Annotated in this window: 16 protein-coding genes and 1 pseudogene; 12 read left to right on the top strand and 5 right to left on the bottom strand. The window is 29.7% G+C overall.

Going from position 1 to position 23,461, the window contains the following annotated elements; all coding sequences use genetic code 11:
• Positions 1 to 1,139 precede the first annotated feature (1,139 nt).
• From VS182_RS07010 to VS182_RS06960, 11 genes and pseudogenes are all read left to right on the top strand, one after another.
• Positions 1,140 to 1,295, top strand: a complete 156-nt coding sequence (locus VS182_RS07010; RefSeq protein ID WP_479492541.1) for a hypothetical protein — start codon at positions 1,140 to 1,142, stop codon at positions 1,293 to 1,295.
• Between the two features lie 3 nt (positions 1,296 to 1,298).
• Complete coding sequence (locus tag VS182_RS07005) at positions 1,299 to 2,054, top strand: transposase family protein (protein WP_479492542.1); 756 nt, start codon at positions 1,299 to 1,301, stop codon at positions 2,052 to 2,054.
• Between the two features lie 1,606 nt (positions 2,055 to 3,660).
• Entirely contained in the window at positions 3,661 to 4,179 is a 519-nt protein-coding gene (locus VS182_RS07000) for a YqeG family HAD IIIA-type phosphatase (RefSeq protein ID WP_479488678.1), read from the top strand.
• Positions 4,176 to 5,297 carry a ribosome biogenesis GTPase YqeH gene (yqeH, locus tag VS182_RS06995; protein WP_479484437.1) on the top strand — a complete coding sequence of 374 codons (1,122 nt, stop codon included), beginning with the start codon at positions 4,176 to 4,178 and terminating at the stop codon, positions 5,295 to 5,297. Before VS182_RS07000 ends, yqeH begins: the two co-directional genes overlap by 4 nt.
• Entirely contained in the window at positions 5,279 to 6,103 is an 825-nt protein-coding gene (locus VS182_RS06990) for a shikimate dehydrogenase family protein (protein ID WP_479492558.1), read from the top strand. Before yqeH ends, VS182_RS06990 begins: the two co-directional genes overlap by 19 nt.
• 141 nt (positions 6,104 to 6,244) lie before the next feature.
• Positions 6,245 to 6,776, top strand: a pseudogene (gene nadD, locus VS182_RS06985) (nicotinate (nicotinamide) nucleotide adenylyltransferase); the annotation flags it as partial.
• Positions 6,748 to 7,323 (top strand): bis(5'-nucleosyl)-tetraphosphatase (symmetrical) YqeK, encoded by a 576-nt coding sequence (yqeK, locus tag VS182_RS06980; protein WP_479484435.1) that lies wholly within the window; start codon positions 6,748 to 6,750, stop codon positions 7,321 to 7,323. The pseudogene nadD and the gene yqeK, both read left to right, overlap by 29 nt.
• Before the next feature lie 218 nt (positions 7,324 to 7,541).
• Complete coding sequence (gene rsfS / locus VS182_RS06975; RefSeq protein WP_479485168.1) at positions 7,542 to 7,880, top strand: ribosome silencing factor; 339 nt, start codon at positions 7,542 to 7,544, stop codon at positions 7,878 to 7,880.
• Between the two features lie 14 nt (positions 7,881 to 7,894).
• Positions 7,895 to 10,330 (top strand): leucine--tRNA ligase, encoded by a 2,436-nt coding sequence (leuS, locus tag VS182_RS06970; protein WP_479484434.1) that lies wholly within the window; start codon positions 7,895 to 7,897, stop codon positions 10,328 to 10,330.
• Positions 10,331 to 11,184: 854 nt separating this feature from the next.
• Entirely contained in the window at positions 11,185 to 11,991 is an 807-nt protein-coding gene (gene minD, locus VS182_RS06965) for a septum site-determining protein MinD (RefSeq protein WP_479484433.1), read from the top strand.
• 57 nt (positions 11,992 to 12,048) lie between these two features.
• Complete coding sequence (locus tag VS182_RS06960; protein ID WP_479484432.1) at positions 12,049 to 12,378, top strand: hypothetical protein; 330 nt, start codon at positions 12,049 to 12,051, stop codon at positions 12,376 to 12,378.
• 596 nt (positions 12,379 to 12,974) lie between these two features.
• On the opposite strand, the gene VS182_RS06955 is transcribed toward VS182_RS06960, so the two are convergent.
• Both VS182_RS06955 and VS182_RS06950 read right to left on the bottom strand, forming a co-directional pair.
• Positions 12,975 to 13,265, bottom strand: a complete 291-nt coding sequence (locus VS182_RS06955) for a hypothetical protein (RefSeq protein WP_479492557.1) — start codon at positions 13,263 to 13,265, stop codon at positions 12,975 to 12,977.
• A gap of 127 nt (positions 13,266 to 13,392) precedes the next feature.
• Complete coding sequence (locus VS182_RS06950; RefSeq protein WP_479492556.1) at positions 13,393 to 13,713, bottom strand: hypothetical protein; 321 nt, start codon at positions 13,711 to 13,713, stop codon at positions 13,393 to 13,395.
• Between the two features lie 746 nt (positions 13,714 to 14,459).
• Between VS182_RS06950 and VS182_RS06945 the strand changes: the two genes are divergently transcribed.
• A complete protein-coding gene (locus tag VS182_RS06945; RefSeq protein ID WP_479492555.1) occupies positions 14,460 to 19,106 on the top strand; it encodes a hypothetical protein in 4,647 nt (1,548 codons plus the stop codon).
• 1,041 nt (positions 19,107 to 20,147) lie between these two features.
• Here VS182_RS06945 and VS182_RS06940 read toward each other — a convergent pair.
• From VS182_RS06940 to dapF, 3 genes are all read right to left on the bottom strand, one after another.
• Positions 20,148 to 21,386, bottom strand: a complete 1,239-nt coding sequence (locus tag VS182_RS06940; protein WP_479488665.1) for an MFS transporter — start codon at positions 21,384 to 21,386, stop codon at positions 20,148 to 20,150.
• A 95-nt stretch (positions 21,387 to 21,481) separates the two neighbouring features.
• Positions 21,482 to 22,540, bottom strand: coding sequence for a M42 family metallopeptidase (locus VS182_RS06935; RefSeq protein ID WP_479484427.1), 1,059 nt, complete (start codon positions 22,538 to 22,540; stop codon positions 21,482 to 21,484).
• Between the two features lie 39 nt (positions 22,541 to 22,579).
• The gene (gene dapF / locus VS182_RS06930) at positions 22,580 to 23,461 is read right to left on the bottom strand and encodes a diaminopimelate epimerase (protein ID WP_479484426.1); all 882 of its coding nucleotides are present in this window, start codon (positions 23,459 to 23,461) and stop codon (positions 22,580 to 22,582) included.

Genomic DNA, 23,461 nt, shown 5'->3' with positions numbered 1-23,461 from the left:
ATTACCATGGTATTTTTAAATGATTAATCAACATTTATTTAAATTGTAATTTATTTATTATAAATAACAATTTATTTATTAAAAATTATATTAGTACTGTTTATGGATATTTTAAATTATTTTTTCATACAATTATGATATCAATAAATTTTAGTTATAAGAAAATGGAGCAATGCATCCAATTTTAATAAAAAATAAAATTATATTTGTTGTGCCTTATGATAAACAACATTGTTGATTTTAATGTTATTTTTAATTTTATTAATTTTTTATCTTTTTTATTTGGGTAAATAATGATGTTTTTATTATGGTTTTTAACTTAATTAGTTAAATTTATTTTATAAATATTAATACATTATAAATAAAAAAATATGCTTAATTGATTTGTTTTAAAAATTCGTACAGGCCTATATCTAAAACAGATCATGGTAATTAACAAGTAAAAGACAAATCGCAAAATTCATAGAAGTTCATATTTAATATTATTTTATGAACTTGTCCAGAAATATTAATATAGCTGATTAGTAATTTTGTAATTTAAACACAAAAATAGCTATTATCATAGCTTTTTGTGCATTAAATTAGGTTCTTAAACACTATTTAACATGGGTTATTGGACAAGCTCTATATATTTATAATGTAGAATTATCCGAAAAACATTATGCTTATTCAAGTTTTTTTAGCTTTGTAAAGATTTTTTTTGTTTTAATAGCTTGCTATTTTAATAATGTTTATTTTATTTGAAGCGATTTATAGAACTGTTCCAAAAATCCGTATAAATACAATTTAAGAACCTAATCTAATTTATCAGCATGTTTATTTTTTGGACTTGTGCCTAAACTTTAATACATGTGATTAAGACGAACAATTGTCATTTATGGATATTTTTAAATTTTTTTAAAAATATAAAATTTCAATATCTATTCTTATTTATGAGCTATATTGTTATAATAATCTGAATAAACTAAAAAATATTATATATATTATTATTTTTTTGGAATTTCATTAAGATATGAAAAAAGATAAATTTTTGTGTTTTGATATCTTTAAATTAAAATGCTATTTCTTTATATACATAAAAAAAACAACACTATTATTAAATTGTGTTGTTTTTTTTATGTATATATACTACTATTAATATGGAATTTAACACTAAAAGAAAAGAGCAGATAACTATGTCTAATATTAACAAGAGATATGTAAATATGGAATATGCAAAAATAGCAAAATTAACAGAAAAAGAATTTATGTCCGCCGTAGGCGTCGATAAAATAACCTTTTCAATTATAGTATAAAGTGTGCGAAAATATGACTTGAAAAACCATGAAAAAGGGGGTAGAACAAACATACTTGACCCGGAAAATCAAGTGTTATTGTTTTTTCATAATTTTTTCTTTGGTCGTACTTATAGAAGTATTGCAAAAACTTTCGATGTTACTAGCAGTACTGTTAATAAAACTATAAAAAAGGTACAAGCTGTCGCAACAAAAGTACTTAATAAAGAAAATCCTAAAAATATGAAAAAATATCTACCTAGCTTAACATATGGCAGATTCATTATAGATGGTACAGAAATATGCATTCAACGTCCTAAGGTGAATTACAAACCCTATTTATCTGGACGTAAAAAACAAACAAGTAAGAAATCCTTAATTTTAATTTGCTCTAAAACTGCCAAGATTTATTTTACAAATTACGCTCCTGGTAGCGTACATGATTTTAATCTTTACAAAAAATCACGTATTCCATTATCAGAAAACGCAACGTTGCTAGGTGATTCAGGTTTTAAAGGCCTAAACCAATATCATTTGTATGCGATTATACCTTATCAAAACAGTAAATACAAGGTTTTAAGCCAAGAAGAAAAAGACTATAACCATATTTTATCCCAAGAAAGATCCTTAGTTGAAAGAGTTATAGGATGGCTAAAAAGATTCAAGCTTATTGCTAATAGATATCGTAATAAACTGAAAAATTTCTCAAAGCAATTTGATCTAATCTCAGCAATATTCAATCATCATTTATCTTTAGATAAATTCAAAAAATTTATATAAAATCCAAAAATATAAATTAAAAAATTCAGACAATTTACACGAACAATCAATTGTATCAAATCAATATAATTTTAGCTATTATTTAAATTTAAATAATTAAATTAAACATATAAGAGGAATAAGTAAAACTTAGTTTCCTTATTAAAACATGTTTATTGATATTTTAACACTTATGATAAAATATAATCATGAAAGTAATGATAATAACATCTTTGAAAACACTTTATTAGTCTCAAATACACATTGCATTAAAGTTTAGGCACAAGTCCTTTGATTTAAATTACATCATTAATAATCAGCTATATTACTTGGTAAGTACATAGTCAAATTAAGATCATTTTTGCTATTAATATAATAGGGATGATAAAAATGTCATATATATAACATTAGAATATATAAAAATTGAATATATAAAATATAAACATTTGATAATGAGTAATTTAAATACGCATTAATAATTATGAAATATGTATTGTTAAGTTTATCAGACGATTTCAAAGAAAAAATTGTAAAAAAAATATAAATTTTTATTAAAAATTTTGAAATTTTATCCTGAAATTTTTTAATCTTATATTTTAAGATTTTTCAAACAAAAATAGACATTCCGGGGTTCTCTTGCTTTAAAAATAAAATACAACAATAGAATAATGAATGTCTATATTTTAGTTTTATAAATATAATTTGTTCAAAGTTTTCTTAAATTGAATTTATAATATAAATATTTAAAATTAGAAAAATTTTTTAGGTTCATTTTTAAAAAATCAAAATTATGACCACAAGCAATATATTGAAAATGCTAATAAATTGTTTATTAAATGCATTAACATAGATTACCATAAGCTATAATGTTTAGCAGCACAACCATATATTAATGTGCTTAAAAAGAAAATTATCAGATTAGGATACGAGTATTTCGTGTGTATTATAGTTAGCTTGTCCAATAACCCATGTTAAAGAGTGTTTAATAATCTAATTTAATTTACAACAAGCTATTTTAATGGCTATTTTTGTGTTTAAATTACACCATTACTAATCGGCTATATTAATATTTCTGGACAAGTCCTAAGATGATATAAAATAATTTTCATTATTATTGATAGTATAAAAGTTTTATTTCAAATTTTGGCTAAAGACTATTAATATTAATTAATATAAATGATTTAAATCCTAATAATTACTAGTTCGATATTTAATTTTTATGAGCATTATTTAGCGGAATTCTTAAGATCACGTTTGGCGCATTTATTTATTTTTGTTCTTAAATTTAGCAATATTTTTTTAAATGAAAATATATTTTATATTCATTTTGATATTGACTTGATTTGCTTGATTGTTAATTTATATAATTATTTTTATAATGTAAACTTTGGTATTTGAAGAATATTTTGTGATTTATTACGCATTTTATATTTATCTTAATAATAAAAATATAGCCATATCGCTATAGATGAAAACATTAATATTGCATCCATTGGTCTTTGCAGGCTAAAATATGTTTAGACGGGTTTGTTTTTTTCATTATTGTTAATTAATATAGGGCTACAACGGATTTGGAAGATAATTTTATGCTAATTATCTTTAGTTTTATAAGGGGATGATATGTTCTTTGTTGAAACTTGTATTACCTAATATGATGTTTTCATCTATTTATAGAATTAATATTATGCAATTAAAAAATATGGGTATTAAAGGGTTGTTACTAGATTTGGACGATACGTTGGTTTCTTTTGCACATAAAGAACCAACACCTTCTTTGTGTACATGGTTAGAGCATGTGCAAGATGAAGGTTTTAAGATTATTATTATTTCAAATAATCATCGTTTACGCGTCGATAATTTTGCTCGTTCATTATCTATTCCTTATATTTATAAAGCTCATAAGCCTTTGCGTGTTTCTTTTATTAAATCATTAAAAATACTTAATATTAATGCTAATGAAGCTGCTATTATTGGTGATCAGTTATTGACTGATATCCTGGGTGGTAATTTGATGGGTTTACATACGATTTTAGTGAAACCTATTGCTCTCCGTAAGGGTTTGTGGCCTTATATTAATCGTAATTTAGAAAGGTTGTTGTTTTACTTGCTATTTCGTTTTTATGGGCAAAGACGTGATTATTTATGAAATTAACCATATCTCGTTGTCGTGGTTGCGGTATTACAATGCAAACAGATATAGAAAAGGCTCCCGGGTATGTTGTAGCTAGTACTTTGGCCAAAGAAGATGTTGTATGTCAACGTTGTTTTCAAATTCGCCATTATAATAAATATCAGAATGTAACACAAACAGAAGAGGAGTGTTTGCAAAAGCTAAAAGTTATTTTGCGTCGTCCGTGTTTGGTGTTACATTTAATTGATTTATTAGATATTTCAGGTAGTTGGTTGCGTGATCTGGCACCTCTTGTGCGCGATCAAGATTTTTGGGTTATTGGTAATAAGGTTGATTTGTTACCTACGCGTTTTTTTCCAAAAAGGCTAGTTACAAAATTGCGTCAGGATGCTAGAGCGCAAGGTTTTAAACCACGTTCTGTATATTTATGTAGTTCGCGTACAGGTTTTGGGATGGATGTTATACAAGAGTTGTTGTGTAGGGCTAAAACGAAGCATATATGTGTATTAGGTGCTACGAATGTAGGTAAATCAACATGGATTAACCGTTTATTACCCGAAAATCGTTATAGTACGGTTTCGGCTTATCCGGGGACTACTTTGGATAATGTTAGTATAAATTATCATGATAAAGTGATTTATGATACACCTGGGGTTGTTAAGAAAGATCGTTTAAGTGATTGGTTACCGGCTAAAGATGCGGTTAAAGTTGTACCTTCAGAGCCTTTACGTCCTAGGATACATCATTTAGCTGCTGGTCAAACATTATTTATTGGCGGACTATTACGTTTAGATATTGAAGCAGGCGAGAGACAGCCGTGTATTGTATATGTAGCTAATAGGTTGCTTGTACATCGGACAAAGCAAAAAAATGCTCGTTTATTATGGTTACAGCATCGAGGTAAGATGCTATCTCCTCCTACGGGTGCTTTAGCCAGTAAATTAACGTGGCATTCACGGATGATTTCGTTGACAGATCGCTATCGAAAAGATATCGTCATCGCAGGTTTAGGGTTTATTACAGTAGGCGGATATACTCATGGTGAGATTAAAGTTTGGTTTCCTGAGGGTATTTCTGTTAGTGAGCGTATAACGGTGTTAGGTAAGGTGAATGTATGCCAAGAAGATGGCTAGGTCTTATTGGTGATCCTGTAAATCATTCTTTGTCGCCTTCATTGTTTAACAGGTTTTTTTGCGAAATAGGGTATGAGGATCATATTTATGAAGCTGTGCGGTTAAAACCAGACGATTTGGCCCATTGGGTTATGTCTAGTAAGGGAAATCGTTTTTTCTATGGATGTAATGTTACAGCGCCTCATAAACAAACTATTATGCCTTTACTAGACGACTTAGATCGCACAGCTATTGCAAGCAAGGCTGTTAATGTTGTTTGGAAAAATTCCTTTGGTAAAATGGTTGGCTATAACACAGATAGCTTAGCTTATCAGAGATCACTGACCACGGAGCATGATGTGAGTTCTTTGAAAAATAACGCAGCTTTAATTCTCGGTGCATCAGGTGCCGCTTCAGCAGTGGTTTTGGCTTTACATAGGCTAGGTATTAAGCCATTATATATAGCTAATCGTACGTTAGCTAAAGCGGAAACATTAGCTAATAGTTGTTTTGGCAAAGCTGTTCCTTGGATCAGGATAAAGCAGATTTTGCCTGAGGTAAACTTAGTTGTTAATGCTACACCTATCGGTTGGGATAACAAGCATGAGCCTTTTCCTGTTGCTTGGCTGAGAAAGCAACATTTGGTTAGTGATCTTGTATACCGATTGACGCCTTGGATTAAGGGTGCGAAGAAAAAAGGTATTACTGTACATACAGGTTTTGGTATGTTTATCTATCAGTTAGCTGAGACGTTGAATATCTGGTTTAGGCGAACATTACCTTATCCTGTATTAGCTAGATGGGCTAGGGAAGTTCTTGATAATTGAACTATATTTGTTTTTTGATTGATGTCAAAAATTATGATAAAATTTCATTTTTATACATTTAACTTAGGAGGAAGCATGGAAATAGGACTTCTTGGTGGGACGTTTGATCCCATTCATCAAGGGCATCTTTGGTTAGCCGAGTATGTTCTTGACATGCTAAAGCTGACGGAAGTATGGTTTATCCCTTCCGCTAATCCACCTCATAAAAAAAAAGATAACACAGTCTATCCATAGAGTTGAAATGACTAGATTGGCGCTTTGCGGTAATCAAAGGGTACGTTTATGTGATATCGAACTTGATCGTGCAGGACCATCTTATACAGTAGATACTTTGGCGCAGTTGGTTAATCAGTATCCAAAAGCAACTTTTTCTTTGTTGTTGGGTGTTGATGCTGCTAATAGTTTACATGAGTGGTATCATTGGGAGAAAATCTTAGATTATGCTAGATTAGTAATTGTGGAAAGACCAGGATTTGTTTTCCGTAACAAATATCTTAAGGGTCATCCAAATTGTTATTTTTTACAACCAAAAATGGGCTTATGGTTATCTTCATCAGTGATTCGCGCACATCTCGCAGCCGGTTATTCTGTACGTTACGTAGTACCAGAAAAAGTAATTCTGTATGCTCAGCAGAAGGGTTTATATGGTTATGATAAAAAAAGCTTTATTTGATCGATTGCCTCAGATGATGTCTGATGAACGTTGGCAACATACAAAGCGTGTTTGTGAACACGCTTTAAGATTAGCAAAATTACATTCTATTGACGAAGATCGTGTGATTGCTGCTGCTTTGTTACATGATGCGTGTAAAGAGTGGTCTTATGATAAGCTTTTTATTTACCTAGAGAAATTTTTACCTAATTGGCTTATATATCCTGTAGATATTTGGCATGGCCCTGTAGCAGCTTTATGGGCTAAACATGATTTAAAGATTGATGATCAAGGCATATTAGATGCTATTTATTATCATACCGTTGGTAGACCGCGGATGGGTTTATTAGAAAAGGTGATTTATCTAGCTGATCTTACAGAATCTGCTCGTAGTTATGAAGGTGTTGATGACATACGTGCTTATTTGCCAGACAATATGACGCAAGCATTAGGAGAAGCCTTGAGGCAAAGTATTATCTATTTGGCTAATAAAAAGAAAATGATCCATCCTTTAACTATTTTGGCTTACAATGAATATTTTGTTCATATATATGACCGGTCTTATTAAATGATTATTTTTATATTAATTGTTTGTTTATTTCCAATTTAATTTAACGTGTTTAATTAAGCTTAATTTAAGTTTAAATTAAATTTTTTCTGTTTTTCTTTTTGTTTTTCTTTCTGTTTTTCTTTCTGTTTTTCTTCTTTTTCTTTTTTGTTTTTATCTTTGTCTCTGTCTTTTGTTGATATATTTCTAAATGGGGTGGTGCAAACCGCGTGAATACAATGCAGATTGTTCAGTATGTAGCTGATGCCGCTAATGATAAGAAGGCGCAAGGATTAACCGTTTTGGATGTTCAGCAAGTGGCATCATTTGCCGATTATTTTCTTATTTGTCATGGTCAGTCTAGTACGCAGGTACAAGCTATTGTTAACGGTATTAAAGAAAAGTTACATAAACATGGATTGTCAATTTATAGCGTTGAAGGTTATCGTTCTGCTCGTTGGGTATTAGTAGATATTGGTGATATTGTGGTGCATGTTTTTCATCGTGATGAACGTACTTTTTATAATTTAGAACGTCTTTGGGGAGATGCGAAACTTGTGCCAATACAGGTTACTTGAAGGGACGGATATTTTTGCAGGATAAAAGTGAATCGAATCGTTTATTATCTGCAGAAAAAAAATGGCAGATGTATTGGGCTAAAAATGAGCTTGATGTTTTAGGCGATGATTGTACTGATCATGATGTACGTTATATTTTGCCGCAATTTCCATATCCGTCGGGTGAAGGTCTTCATATGGGTCATTTGCGCGTTTATACTATTTCAGATGCGCTTGTCCGATTTTATCGCATGCAGGGTAAAAAAATTCTACATCCTATGGGTGCAGATGCTTTTGGGTTGCCAGCTGAAAATGCAGCGATGAAAAGGGGTATTGATCCTGATATTTGGACATCTAACAATATTGAGCGTTTCAAGAAAGAGCTCTATAGTATGGGCTTGTCTTATGATTGGAAACGTTATGTTAATACTTCGAAGCCTGATTATTATGGATTTACACAATATATTTTCCAACTTTGCTATGAAAAAGGTTTAGCATACCGTAAAAAGGCACCTGTTAATTGGTGCCCTAATTGTCAGACGGTTTTGGCAAACGAACAGGTACATCAAGGTATATGTTGGTTATGTGATACTAAGGTGGTTACGAAAGAGTTAGAACAGTGGTTTTTACGTATTACGTCATATGCACAGCGATTGTTAGATGATCTAGATGAACTTGATTGGCCTTTACATATTAAGACGATGCAGCGTAATTGGATCGGACGTAGTGAAGGTACTGAAGTTTCTTTTGCTTTTGATGATGATTCTTTAACTATTTTTACAACGCGTTTAGATACTTTGCCTGGCGTAACTTATGTTGCGATTGCGCCTGATCATCCTTTAGTTGATCAGTTAATGCAAAAGATGGATGATGCAGATCAAAAAGCTATCCTTTTTTTAAAGCAAAAGCATTATGCCAATGATGATGATAAGATGCTCGGTCATTATACGGGTAAGATGGTGGTTAATCCTCTTAATGGTGAACAAGTACCGCTTTGGATTGCTAATTATGTACTTTCATCGTATGGTACAGGTTCTGTTATGGGTGTTCCTGGTCATGATGAAACTGATTTTTCATTTGCCAAAAAACATCAACTTCCTATCCGTTACGTTATCCAAGGTGATGAACCAGTTAAGAAAGATCAGCCATATTTAGGCATAGGTAAGATTGCTGATGGTTATGAGCAAGCTGGGTTATCTAATCAGGAGGCATCAGCATTTTTTCTGGAATGTTTGCAGAAACGCAATTTAGCTAAGCAAAAAGTTTGTTATCGCTTACGTGATTGGCTTATATCAAGGCAACGTTATTGGGGTACCCCTATTCCAATTGTATATTGTGCTAAATGTGGTATATTGCCGGCAAAATTACCAGTCATTTTACCGACAGATATTGATTTTTCTTCTAAGCAGAATCCGATGTTAACATCGACGAAGTTTGCCCAAACATCTTGTCCTAATTGCCATGAACAGGCATACCGTGAACTTGACACGATGGATACATTTATTGATTCTTCCTGGTATTTCTTTCGTTATATAGATCCACATAACACAGAAAAGCCTTTTGATCCAGCAAAAGCTGCTGCTTTTTTACCCGTGGATATTTATATCGGTGGTGTGGAACATGCTATTCTACATCTTCTATATGCGCGGTTTTTAACAAAAGTCCTTTATGATATGGAGCAATCACCCGTTAAAGAACCTTTTTCCCGTCTGTTACCCCAAGGTATGGTGCTTCAAGATGGTGCTAAAATGTCTAAATCAAAAGGCAATGTGGTTAGTCCGCAGAGCATTATAGAGCAGTACGGAGCTGATACAGCTCGTTTATTCATTCTTTTTGCTGCTCCACCGGAAAAAGATATTGAATGGAATAATGAAGGTGTACGTGGTTGTTATCGTTTCCTTAATCGTTTAGAAAATTTATATCAACACGATAAATTAGCGCTATATACAGAGGATAATAACGATAATGATAAAGTAGAAGAAGGTGTACAACAACAATTGTACTATCAGCTTCATCAAACGATTAAACGAGTTACTAAGGACTTAGATGGACGCTGGCATTGTAATACAGCTATTAGTGCTATCATGGAATTAACAAATGCATTACAAAAATCTATCGATAAAGTATCACAAAAAACGGCAATCACAACGTTAAATCATTTAGCGCGCCTTATAGCACCTTTTGCACCTCATTTAGCAGAAACATTATGGCAAGACTATTTAGGTCATAAACAAAGTGTACATATATCACCTTGGCCTAAATGGGACGAACATATTTTACATAAGGAAGAGATTATGTTCGTTATTCAAGTTAATGGCAAGGTTAGATCGAAATTAACGCTACCTCATGATGCGACAAAAGAAGCTGTTTTTGAGACCGCTAAACCGCAGCTGGCAAATTGGTTGAAGGATAAAAAAGTTGTTAAATTAGTTTTTATTCCTGCGCGCTTATTAAATATTGTGGTAATTTAATATTTTTTATATTAAAGTTTTTTTATATTTATAATTGATGCTTCTTATTTTTTTTCCTATTTTTAGTTTTATTATAATCGCTTGCTTTTTGATGAAGCGATTATAATAAAATAAAGAAGTTAAGAAGAAGTTAAGAAGAAGTTAAGAAGAAGTTAAGAAGAAGTTAAGAAGAAGTTAAGAAGAAGTTAAGAAGAAGTTAAGAAGAAGTTAAGAAGAAGTTAAGAAGAAGTTAAGAAGAAGTTAAGAAGAAGTTAAGAAGAAGTTAAGAAGAAGTTAAGAAGAAGTTAAGAAGAAGTTAAGAAGAAGTTAAGAAGAAGTTAAGAAGAAGTTAAGAAGATGTTAAGAAGATGTTCAAAGGCATATATTTTTTAGCTATAAAATGGATGTTTGTTTCTTATTTTTTGCTTAAGATATTTCAAACAATTGGTTGTTAAATAATTTATGACTTTGTTTATTTTGCAGGAAGATAATTAAAAAAGTTGAATTATTACTTTTATTAGGATCTATTTTAGTTTAGCTATGTTTGATATTTTTTATTATTTTTAAGTTTTAAATATTTTCCAATACATAATATAAAAATTTTCTTTTGTTTTTTGGATAAACTTATTTTTCTGGTATTTTGTCACATCTTATTATTTTTATAAAATTTAGTTTATGTTTTTTCATTTTGCAGTCAAATTTTGGTATTTTTGGGTTAAGATTGATCTTTATGATAATATGATGCTAAAATTATTTATCATCATATTAATAAATTTTTGATTGAATTTTATTAACTAAATTTTTGAAAAATATATTATCAAAAGATTTGACACAATGTTAAGTTTTTAAAACTGAAGCAAAGGGGGACCTAACCGATGCATAGATCTGCTGTTGTTATCACTATTACAAGTGGTAAGGGCGGCGTCGGCAAATCAACCACAGTGGCTTCTGTCGGTTTAGGTTTAGCTAAAATGGGTTACAAAGTTTGCTTAATGGATATTGATATTGGATTACGCAAACTCGATTTAATGCTTGGGTTAGAAAATCGTATTGTATATGATTTGATCGATATTATTGAAGGAACTTGTCGTTTGCATCAAGCATTAGTCCGCCATAAACATTATAGCAACCTTGTCCTTATCCCGGCAGCACAGACCAGGTATAAAGAGGAGATTGAACCGTATCAGGTTAAGGGTATTGTCGATTCTTTGCGCCAGACATTTGATTATATTTTAATTGATTCTCCAGCAGGTATCGAAGGTGGTTTCCGTAGTGCTATTGCTCCTGCAGATCGTGCTCTTTTAGTTGTTAATCCAGAGATTCCTTCTGTACGTGATGCAGATCGCGTTATTGGCTTGCTTGAATCAGCGGGTATTGAGGATATCGATCTTTTAATTAATCGTATACAACCCCAGATGGTACGCGGCGGAGAGATGCTAGGTGTTAAGCAGATTCAAAATCACTTGGCTATTAATTTACTAGGTATTATCCCGGAAGATAAAAGTATTATAAGGTCTTCTAATACAGGTGAACCTGTTATTTTGGATAACCATTCTTTAGCAGGACAAGCTTTTGCTAATATAGCGCGTCGTTTACATGGTGAAGAAGTTGAATTTTTAGATTTGAATTTTTCAACCAATACATTTATCGCTAAACTGAAGCGGATTTTTAATATAGCATAAATAAAATTGTTTTTTAATGAGGGTGAGGTCGTGTTGTTCATAAGGGGGGATAATATTTTGTGCGTGTATCTAAAGAGACTGTTAGAGCGTTTGAAAACAGTCCCTACAGCTGCGCGTGCTGATGACCGACTTTCCCTTTTGCTTGGTTATCAACGGTTGGGAATTGATGGGCAACGGCTACGCGAATTTCGCAAGCAAATAACTGCTTTGTGCCATACTTTTAATTACGATGTCGTTGGACAAATTGAAATTATTCCCAAATCAAAACTGCGTAATCAAATCATGGTTGTGAATGTTAGCGTTCCTATTCGTGCGAAAGGTAATGCAGAAATCAATAAATTAGATATGGACATAGCGGGGTGTATTGATAGTGTGCAAAAAGCATAACTATCTTTTTTTCATTACTTTTCATTACTTTTCATTACTTTTCATTACTTTTCATTACTTTGCTTTTAAAAGACAAATTCATAATTTACATTCAGAAAAAACAAAAAAATTTAAATTTTTAATAAGAATTAGAAAATGTTAAGGTATTTTCAAAGTTTATAAAATTTTATATTTTACGATTTTATAAACAAAAATAGACATTACTTGACCATTTATGTGTAATTTAATTTTAATATAAAATTAAATATTAGGATTAAATATATCTATTAATCTGTACATGCTGGAAAATGCAGTCAAAAATTGCAAATTAATTTTAGATGCAGTTTCCCTATGCCACTCTTATTTGTTTTTGAATTTGGCTAAGAGAAACACCTTATTGAGCTTTTTCATATATATATTTAATAAAACAGCTTTTTGTTTCTTTTCTTTTTTATATATATTTATACCATTAAGCAGATTTACTTCGCCTATATATACACATAACATTGAAAAAACAATATCAAAGAAAAGTAACGATCCAAGGACTTTGTGGATCTAACTTGATATCTATCGAGAGATAGATTCACTTTTACTGTTCTAAAATAAGTTTCAATTGACTATCTTTTTTCATAATAATTTAGTATTTGTTCATTACTCAACGTTATATCTGTGCTAATAAAAGCTCTCATTTTAGCAGGATCAAAACCTTTAACATCTTCTAGAGCAAGAATAACAACAGCATTATCAATGTTATTAAGCTTTCCCTCATAAAGATATACCCTATAATGGCCATTTTTTATGGTCACAACATTAGTATCTGACTTTTTGATATAGGCAGCAAATTCAGTTAGAGATTGCTTAATTCCTTTTGGATAAAACAGGTGATTGGTTTTTAATCCAGCAATCACCTAACAACCTTTTTGAGCATTTGTGTCAAAAATTGATTTTGAAGCATGCTAAAATTATATAAAAAAATATATTTTTTTATATAATTAAGTAAATTATTTAGTTATATCAACAGCTATATTAAATTTATTATTTTATTTTGTTTTTTCTTTTGTTTTTTCTTTTGTTTTTTTGAGGGACATATCTTTCTGTAGCGAATGGATATATCGAATCACCAGTACTCAGCATCGCTTGAACAACGGCATGACTATAAACTTTTTTTTTATCTAATGAAGAATAATGACAACTAGCTCCTTCTATAGAATTAACAGCCTGTGACGAGGGCTTTGTTTTTCTACAGACATTATTGTCAATTATACAAAAGATTGGTTGGTCATTTTTCTTAGCTTGTTTTTGGATTTCATCATAAGAAACTTGACGAACTATTCTTTTTAAAAATCCTTCATCCAATTTACCTTTTTAAAGAATATCGCTGATACTTCTTCTATCCCTATTATTCAAGCTTTCACGATGAATATCTGTCAATATACCTTTAAAACCATCAGATAATATTCCATTTAACATATATTTGTAATATTATTTAAAGAAGGCTTGGTAAAATAGATTGATAGCTTCCATTCTTTACAACATTTGCTCAAACCCTCTTTATTGTGGTAAATTATTTGTATTAGACATCCTTTTTCCCCTCCGTGTTGTTTATTTTTGGTAATTATATCTTACATATAGGAGAAATATATTTCTATTTTTATATCTGTTTTCCTTCTTAAAATCTAATTTACAATTTTTTACTGCGTTTTCCGGAATGTACAGTATTAATTTTAATTTAATAAATAAATTTAATTTGGTTGATTTTTTGACGTGGTTATATATATTAAAAATGCTATGAAAGGACTTTTTTTAATATTTTTAATGAAATTTCAAAAATAACAATAAATCTCAATAATATGTACTAATAGGTATTGGGCACACGTACTTTATTTTATGGTATTTTAATTTAAAAAAATTTATCATATTTTCTAGGTTAATCTATATTTAACAATGATTCATATTTTTTATTTTATATTTAATCAAAAAAAATATGGAAATTACGATATTTATATATTATAATTATCGTAATAATGAACAAAGAATTCTGAGCAATTATAATGATATGGTTTTTATTTATATTTACCATATTATATGGCAGGAGAATATTTATGAAAAATAAAATAAAAAATATAATTCTGATTTCAACATTCATTTCATCATCACATATATTAACCAATCATTCTATAACCGCGGCTAATGAGGATAATTCCCAAACCTCGACAAATCAAAATCTCGATAAAGAAATATTAGATATATTTTCTAAAAGCCCAAATGAACTAAAGATAAGTATAGTAGTTTTAAATATATTGAAAAAAAATTATGATAATATCGATCAAGCTGATTATGATGTTTTTCTAAAAAGAATAACAGATTTGTTTGAGGGATATAATTATTCTGGGAATTCTGAGGCAATTGGCTATAGAAATTACATATGTTCGTTGATCAAAAGTATTATATATAAAAAAGATAATAATCCAACTTATAATAATGACGTTGCTTCTACAAATAAGGACAGTGTAACATCAATTGCTCAAGGTTCTGAGGATATAGGTAAGACAGGTCTTCATATATATACAAAAGGCAATGTTTTGAAGACTATTGACGATTTCATTGATTTTCTAAGTAAAGAAATAAGCAATAATCATAGTATTCCGACGAATGTAAGTCAAGTTTTACAAGACCTTATCAACAAAATTTTAATATTAAATCCTGATATGAATTTTTCGATAAAAGAATTGTCGTTCGATAATATAAATTTAAAAATTGAAGAGTATATTAGCAGATTTTATCAAGAAAACCCTGATTTATCTAAAGAGATTAAGAATTCTAATGTAAACGATAAAGATGTTGGTGAAAAAGATAAAACGGATGTAAAGAATAAAGATGTGGATGAAAAAGATAAAAAAAATAATGCGCAAAAAATTATTAAAATTTCCAGGTTATCTTTTTTAAAGGACTTTTTAGAATTTATAAACCAACCTAATAATAATGCTTTAGATGTATTATATAATCAAAAAATAAACCATCCACATGCTGATCAGGGATGGTCAGATAGTTTGTTAGAAAGATATAGTCAAAAATTATGGGAAGACCTGGAATTATTTATTATTAAGAAAAATAATATTGATCTAAATACAAAGTTAGAAAATACTTTTTTCAAAGAAGTTGAAACATCACCTAAAAAGACCTTTAACCAATTTTTAAATCAAACCAAATATATATATGAACTTTATTATAAAATAAATGAAAGCATTAAAGTCCATAGCTTTATTACTGATGATAATTTAGATAAATTTAGTCAATATAAGTATAAGTTTCAACGACTGGATTCTCAAACTTTTTATAGGTTTTTACAGGAATTTTTACAAACAAAAATTCCTGAGTACAGTTATTATATAGATAAGATTTGGGATCCTTTTATAGAATTTTTAGCACAAAAACTAGGTTTTGATTCTATAGAAGATATTGAAGAATTAAGATTTTTTTTGAGGCAAGAATTTAAATATGAAAATTTAAATCAATTTCAAAAGACAGATATATTTAAAGAATTTAACAAACCTATGTATAAATTAAAAAAATATGTAGACTCAAATATGAAAAGGTTTTTATCTTTAAATAATGTCTCCAATATGACTAATAATCAATTTTTATCTATTTTAGGGTCGTTCTTTTATCGATTCCAATGTGATGATAATGAAAATACTGACAATCCTGTTATGCTTATATTCGATAGTTTTACTGATTATTTTATAAAGACTTTTTTTGGAGAAGAGTACAAAGAATACAAAAACGAAATTAAATCAACGATTTTTGATAAATTTTACACAACATTTGAAAAAAATATAACGCCATTTCTGTCACAGAACGGATGTAAACTTTACGCATATATTAATACAGAACAACAAAAGTTTAAATCTTCGGCTTTGGAAATATTCAAGTCTTTAAACGACAGTTTAGAACTATCTAAAATGCCTGAAATTAATATAAGTATATTTTATAAAGAATTATTTATATTCATGAATATGTATAAATTTGATAATAAAGATATAGCATGGCAAGACTTTATCGAATATCTAGAAATTAAATATAATATCAGAATTAAGTTACCAGAGATTAATGATGATCTTCATAAAAGTCTGAAAGTCACTGGCATTGACATAGATGGAAAATATTTTATCAATAAGGGATTGAGCGCGGAATTCCAAAGAAAAATGTCTTTCTATAAAGATGATTTTATTAAAAGCACAAGTAAAAATCATCATGAAAATGTGAATTATATTTTAAAAGAATACCAAAGGTTAAATGAGTATGGATCAGATATTTTAAATTTAGATAAAAATGATATCATGGATAAAAATTCTAAATTTAAAGAGCACAATATTAATAATATAAAATTGAGAAATTTGATAGATTTTTTAGATAGTAATGATAATGATATCTTAAAAGAAGATATTTATTTAGCTAACAGAATAGAAGATTATTTGAAGAAAGTATTTCCTAAGCAAGAATTATCATTTGATAATATCCCGAATTTAAAACAAAATATTTTAGATCGGATTAAGAAGGATATAAAGGATATCAATGGTAATAATATCGAAGATATTAATTATAACCCCACTTTGCAAAATTATGACAATCTAGGTATTTTCGATTATGAATCACCAAGCTATTTAAAAAGCGATCAGTTAAGATTTGCTAGAGTATTTTTAGATTACTTGGATAGAGTTGGCATTATGGATTTTGAGATATATAGGGAAGGTTCTAAGGGGGATTTATGGTATAAGTTCGAAGAACATTTTATGTATAATATTGAAATTCCTAAGGTAACACAAAAAGAAGTTCAAATATATTTATCTCAATATAGAGATTTTTTTGCAAATTTGCTAGGATCAAATTATTCTGAAACTAGAAAAAAAGTCTTGGATTATTTCCAATTATCAACAGATAAAGAAGATAATAATGTATTTGATAAACATATAAATAATACTAAAGAATACATTATGGCTAAAAAAAATCTAGAAAAAAACGAGAATCTATTTAATTATGTAATCAGTTTTTTTAGTTCTAATAACGAGATATTTGTTAAACATTTACATGATTATCTTAAAACAATCGATGATGAACTTGAACTTGAAGATGTTAAAAAAATACTTGAAGATGATAAAATTACTAAGAATAAATATAGCTTTCAAAGTCATGATATTAATAATTATCTTGATTCAGAATTAAGTATGGATTCGGATATATTCAAGTTACTTGCAAACAGAATTAATCTTCTTTTAGGTAGTTATCTTAGCCCTGAACTAGAAGAAGCCCTGAAAAGATCGGGTTCAATTGAGCAGCTAGATAATTATCGGCATACTGTATTATCTAGAGATGACCTTAAGTTCATTATAGGATCAGGTTCGATTAATGATATTATAAAAAGAATGAAACTAAATCTTGTTAATTCTAATTTAAAAAATATATATGATGCTTATACTAAAATATTCGATCTTTCTTCAGGCAAAAGCAATATAGACATTAGGGACATAGATAAAAGCAACATCCAATATTTATTTAATGAAATAAATAAGGGGGGAAATTATTATATATCAAAAAAAGATTTGCAAGGTTTCTCAGAACTTAATCTATCGAAAGATAAACTAAAACTTTCTTTAATTGAAGAAACCTTGAAAGGTTATTTCGATAAACCATCGACTTCCGTTTTGTCATCATTAAGAAAGAATTTGAATGAAGATCCAGATTTTTTGAAATTAAAAGATCATGACGATATTTATTTAGAATACTATCTTCATAAAAATAAATTTATGCGTAATTATAAGTCGTCTTCAGATATTTCTAAAGCTGATTCGCTTATTCTAGAGGAAGCAATAGATTCATTAGCTTTAAAAATGGAAAATCCTATTAAATATATAAATGATTTAAATAAAGAAATGTTTATAACTAATATAAACAAGACAGCCTCAGTAATATCGCAACTTATAACACAAACTGCTTTATACGACTATCAGAAGTTTTTAGAAAAAGATTTGGATGCCAAAAATGTGGATAATAATTTACAAAATCATATTATCAATAAAAATCCACATTTAAAAAATATAGCAAACTTACAAGGTGCTTTCTCTGATATACCAAACGCAAAATACTTAGGAAATTTTCTGAATCTCGTAACTCTAGGCATACCTTCAGCAATAATTAATAAAATTAGCAGCTCTATCATAGAGTCAGAATATGACAAATTAGCTCCTGAAAACAGAAAAAAAGTTGAAGATTTTTTATATGCTAATTTAAAATATAATCAAAATAAAATTTTGTTCCAGCCAACTTGGTTAAATAATTTAAATGATATTATAATAAGGGATCTTGGTCGTTATAAATATGATAATGAATTAGAAGAATTTAACCAACAATACACTAAATTATCGAATGCAATTTTTACACATAATACACCCGATGAAATTGGTTTTACAGAGGATGATATTTCTAATTTGAAACAATCGTTATACCTTTTATATAAAAATAAAGATAATCCCGACGTATATATGAGTAACTTAATTGATAAAATATATGAACTAAGAACAGATGCTGAAGAACGTACCGGATTATTGAAAAATGAAAGTAGTTTTGAACGTCATCAAGATTCTCTTTCAGAATTTTTACTAAAAGAAGCAAATCTTCGCGCAAGCATGAGCGTAATGACGTCATTATTATCATTAGTTAGCCCTTACCAAAACTTAAACAATCTGTCTTGAAATCATAAGGCAGGTTGTTTTAAAAATATAGTTATTATTATCAATTTTTATAATAAACAATCTTTTTATTTAAATTAAAATCATATAATTACGAAAATAACGATATTTTTTTATCAAAATATTGTCTATATTATTAATTATTTTGAGTACTTAATATAAAATTAAACCAAAAATCTTTTATTAGATTTTTTAATATTTTCGAAATATGGTTATTTAATAGCTGTGTTTTTTAAGTAATAATAGTAGATTGAAGATCAATTATAAAATTTATATAAATGAAGTAAATATGGCAAATACATCTTCATAATACATAAACATGGAATATTCTAAAACAGGGATATTAGATTACATGAAATTTAAAAGGTTATCAGGAATGATGACACCAACATTGCGAATGCATCAAAGAAAAAAATCTAAAAAAAGTATAAAGGTGTTAGGTTTAATCGATTAGATTTAGCTCGATATCTTATAAAAACATAGACATACCTAAATCATTTTTGTAAAATCTAAGTTTTAAATACAAAAAAACAGTAAGATAAAGAATACATATTAATTTTAGGTTAACAAATAAAGCTAATTTGTTCAAATTTGTTCGGAAATAGGATTTAACTTCCCTATTTTTTTCACCTGTTAAATATACTGATGGGTTAAGCTATCTTTTAGGGTTTAAAATTGCTAATGAATAATAAAATTCAATCAAATTCAATCAAATTAAATTAATATTTCTTATAAATGGATATATTTTAGTCATTCTTGATCAAAAATCATATATTTTAAAGGTTATATTATCACCAATTTAAATATTAATTCTGAATTTTCAAATAAACTTTGAAATGATAAATAATCGCAAAAAAACGAGAAGTTTATTTTTGTGATTATTTATAAATATAATTAAATTTATCATAATAATATAAGTTATCATTTCCAGGTAATTAAGCATAAGTCTGCGAAATTACCTGAAAGATAAAAATAATTTTTTTCTAAAAAATAACGTTCTTATATTATAAGAACTTTTTTAATTTAATTTTTAAAAATCAAAAATTATGGCCTTATTTTTTTTGCATGTATAGTATTAACTATGTTTTTTTGATAAAAAATAAATAGTTTAAAAAACAGAAATCTTAAAGCTAAGAAAATTACTACGCCATTGATAAAAAAGACAGTGCGTATTCCTGCTATGCCGCCTATTTCTGAAGATAGTGGGCCGCATATTAATGGTCCTAGGGCTTGTCCAAGTGATATAGATGAAGTTTGTAATCCATGGACGGTGCCTAATTCTTTTTTAGGTGTTGTTTGGCTTATTAAGGTATTTAAAGATGGTTGTAAGCCTGACATTGATATACCTAAGAGGCATCTAACAATGAGTAGTGTGATTATATTTATCGTGAAGTAGTGTGCTATAAGTGATATACCGACTCCTATTAGAGCGAATTTGAATATTTTTATGGTGCCCCATTTTTTACTTATGCGTCCTAAAAGTGGAGAGAAAATGGTAGCTGCGACTGCTGTACAAGAGAGCATGGTGCCTGTCCAGAATTTGGCGTTTTGTTCATGTATATCATAGACGAAAATAGATAGTAGGGATCCTGGTCCAAACATAGCTATTTGTACAATGATTGTAATGGCTAAAAGGTATCTTATGGGTTTGTTTTTTAATAAGCGTTTATTTTGTTTTAATATGCTTTCTGTTGTTGTGTATTCTGGTTTTTTTTCGATTATCAACAACATTACAATCAATGTCACGCATATGAGTGAAGCGGCGGTGATAAAAAAAATTGTTTGATAAGATAGAAATTCTGCAATAATACCGCCTATAATTGGACCAACTGATACACCTGCTACCGTACCTATTTGTAACATCCCAAGGGCATGTAGCATATTTTTGTCTGTCGAAGCGGCGATTAATGAAACGGATACAGGTATAAAACCTGACCATAGACCATCTATAAGACGTAAAATGAGTACTTCCATTGGCGAGGTGGCAAAACCCATGAAAAACATAACTACAGCCATACCTGCACTAGAACGAATTAACATTATCTTTCGTCCATAGCGGTCTGCTAAGCGGCCCCAAATAGGAGCAACGATAAATGTTATCATAAATGTTGCTGACGATATAATACCTGACCATGTTTGTAGTTCATTTTGATTTTCAATTCCTAATGTATGCAAATATTGAGCTAAAAAAGGATTAATCATCGTTATCGAGGCTACGACGATGAATTGGCATACGATCAGCGTGATCATATTTCTTTGCAGGTTATTATTTTCTATATCCATAAATCAGCCTCTGTATATTTACATATGATTTAAGTTTGGCATTGATTTATTTTTATTATTTTATTCTTTTTTTGTTATTCTTTTTGTTTATTTATTTAGAAGTTTATCCATGAACTTAATATTTTTTGATCAATGCGTTGTACGAGGGCTGTTAGTAAGTTGGCAGCTTGTTCAAAATCGTTGCGTGACATTAAAGCGTTGTGGCTGTGGATATAACGTGTGGCAAAGCCGATGACCACTGTTGGACAACCGATACCTGTTAAATGAAATTTCCCGCCATCAGTTCCGCCTCTTTCCATGGCATCAAATTGTAAAGGTATTTCTAGTTCTTCTGCTGTGTCAATGACAAAATCACGTAATCCTTTATGGGGAATCAATGAGGCATCTTTGATTACTAGGGTAGGACCTTGACCCATTTTTAAGCTGGCACTGCTATTATCAAATCCTGGTGTATCGCTTGCACATCCAACATCGATAGCGAAAGCTACATCTGGTCTTACACGGTATGCTAGTGTTTGGGCACCTCTTAAGCCGACTTCTTCTTGTACGGAAGCACCAGCATAGACGATATTTGGATGTTTCTCATTTTGGAGTCTTTCTAATATTTCTACCGCCATGGCGCAACCAGCTCTGTTATCTAATGCTTTACCGCCCCAAACACGACCATTAGCGAAGGTATAAAAGTCGGATGCTGGTGTAATTGGATCACCAACTCGTATACCCCATTCGGCGACTTCTTTGTCATCTATGGCACCGATATCGATAAACATTTCGTCCAGTTTAACAACTTTTTTTGCTTCTTCTGGTTTAAGTAAATGAGGAGGTTTTGAACCTATAATACCTTCGAAAATTTTTCCAGATCTTGTGGAAATACGTACTTTGTGTGCTAAAACGTTTTGTGACCACCAACCACCAACTGTTTGAAAGCGCAAGAAACCGTTACTGGTTATGTCGGTTAAAATGAAGCCGACTTCGTCTAGATGTCCTGCAATTAGAACACGTGGGCCATCTTCTAAACCTGTTTTTTTACCTACGAGGCTTCCTAAGCGATCGCATAAAATGACTTCTGAAACAGGTGTTAACATTTCCTTTAGATATTTGCGTACGTTATCTTCAAAGCCTGAAATGCCATCGGCACATACTAGCTTTGCCATACGTTTTTCCATAGTATCTATATTGTTGTTCATCATTATTCATCCTTTTATTTTTGAAATATTTTCATTTAACCATATGCCTTCATAGATGATATGTCCTTTTCCTTTTACATAAACAGGGCTATCCTCATTTGACCATGATATTTCTGAGGTGCCTCCAGCAGCATGTACATCTATTGATTCAGTTGTACATTTTTTTTGGAGTTTTAAAGCGACAACTGTTGCACAAGCAGCGGATCCACAGGACAATGTTCGACCAACACCTCTTTCGAATGTAATTACCTGGAGTTTATTTTTTTTGTCTATTTGTACAAAAGTAACATTAACTTGTTCAGGAAACCAAGCGTGATATGTCAATTCTTTTCCGATCTGCGGGTCGAGGAATTTAGTTATCTCAGCTACTTCGATAATTAAATGAGGATTTCCCATTGATATTGCGGTGCCATTATATATTTTGTCTTTTATTTTAACCGGTATCTGAAAGATATTTTTTCCTTCTGGTAACTTTACAGGAATATCATTTGGTGACAAAATCGGTTTTTGAATGCTTATATTAAAATTTGTTTTCTGGCTCGCGACTTGATGATTTCCTAAGGGGCTCTTAATATAAAACTTGTTTAAGTTTGAATATTTTTTTTTATAATATGAGGCAGTACAAATTAAAGCATTGACACATAATGGAGAAAATGAACCATCTGCATTAAAATATCGCATAATTAAAAAAGGAGGGGCTTGGGTGGGTGTTTTTGTTTGAACAAAGACAAGCCCATCCGCACCTATACCTGTATGCCGATGACATATTTTTTTTATCATAGCGTTAACTAAAGGATCCTTTTTGGATGGTAATTTTTCAGACGATATAAACGCGAAATCGTTACCTGAACTATGCATTTTAGTGAAATTCAATCCTTCAGTTAACAT

This window comes from Pasteuria ramosa (genome assembly GCF_056496785.1).
The sequence above is the reverse complement of the archived record's forward strand: the minus strand, read 5'-3'. Positions and strand labels throughout refer to the sequence as shown.

Excerpts from the sequence above, each read along its gene's own strand:
- VS182_RS06990 (WP_479492558.1), top strand. The coding sequence starts at position 5,279 with ATGCCAAGAAGATGGCTAGGTCTTATTGGTGATCCTGTAAATCATTCT.
- yqeH (WP_479484437.1), top strand. The coding sequence starts at position 4,176 with ATGAAATTAACCATATCTCGTTGTCGTGGTTGCGGTATTACAATGCAA.
- VS182_RS06940 (WP_479488665.1), bottom strand. The coding sequence starts at position 21,386 with ATGGATATAGAAAATAATAACCTGCAAAGAAATATGATCACGCTGATC.
- VS182_RS06935 (WP_479484427.1), bottom strand. The coding sequence starts at position 22,540 with ATGGCAAAGCTAGTATGTGCCGATGGCATTTCAGGCTTTGAAGATAAC.
- rsfS (WP_479485168.1), top strand. The coding sequence starts at position 7,542 with ATGCAGATTGTTCAGTATGTAGCTGATGCCGCTAATGATAAGAAGGCG.
- VS182_RS07010 (WP_479492541.1), top strand. The coding sequence starts at position 1,140 with ATGGAATTTAACACTAAAAGAAAAGAGCAGATAACTATGTCTAATATT.
- yqeK (WP_479484435.1), top strand. The coding sequence starts at position 6,748 with ATGGTTATGATAAAAAAAGCTTTATTTGATCGATTGCCTCAGATGATG.
- VS182_RS06945 (WP_479492555.1), top strand. The coding sequence starts at position 14,460 with ATGAAAAATAAAATAAAAAATATAATTCTGATTTCAACATTCATTTCA.
- minD (WP_479484433.1), top strand. The coding sequence starts at position 11,185 with ATGCATAGATCTGCTGTTGTTATCACTATTACAAGTGGTAAGGGCGGC.
- dapF (WP_479484426.1), bottom strand. The coding sequence starts at position 23,461 with ATGTTAACTGAAGGATTGAATTTCACTAAAATGCATAGTTCAGGTAAC.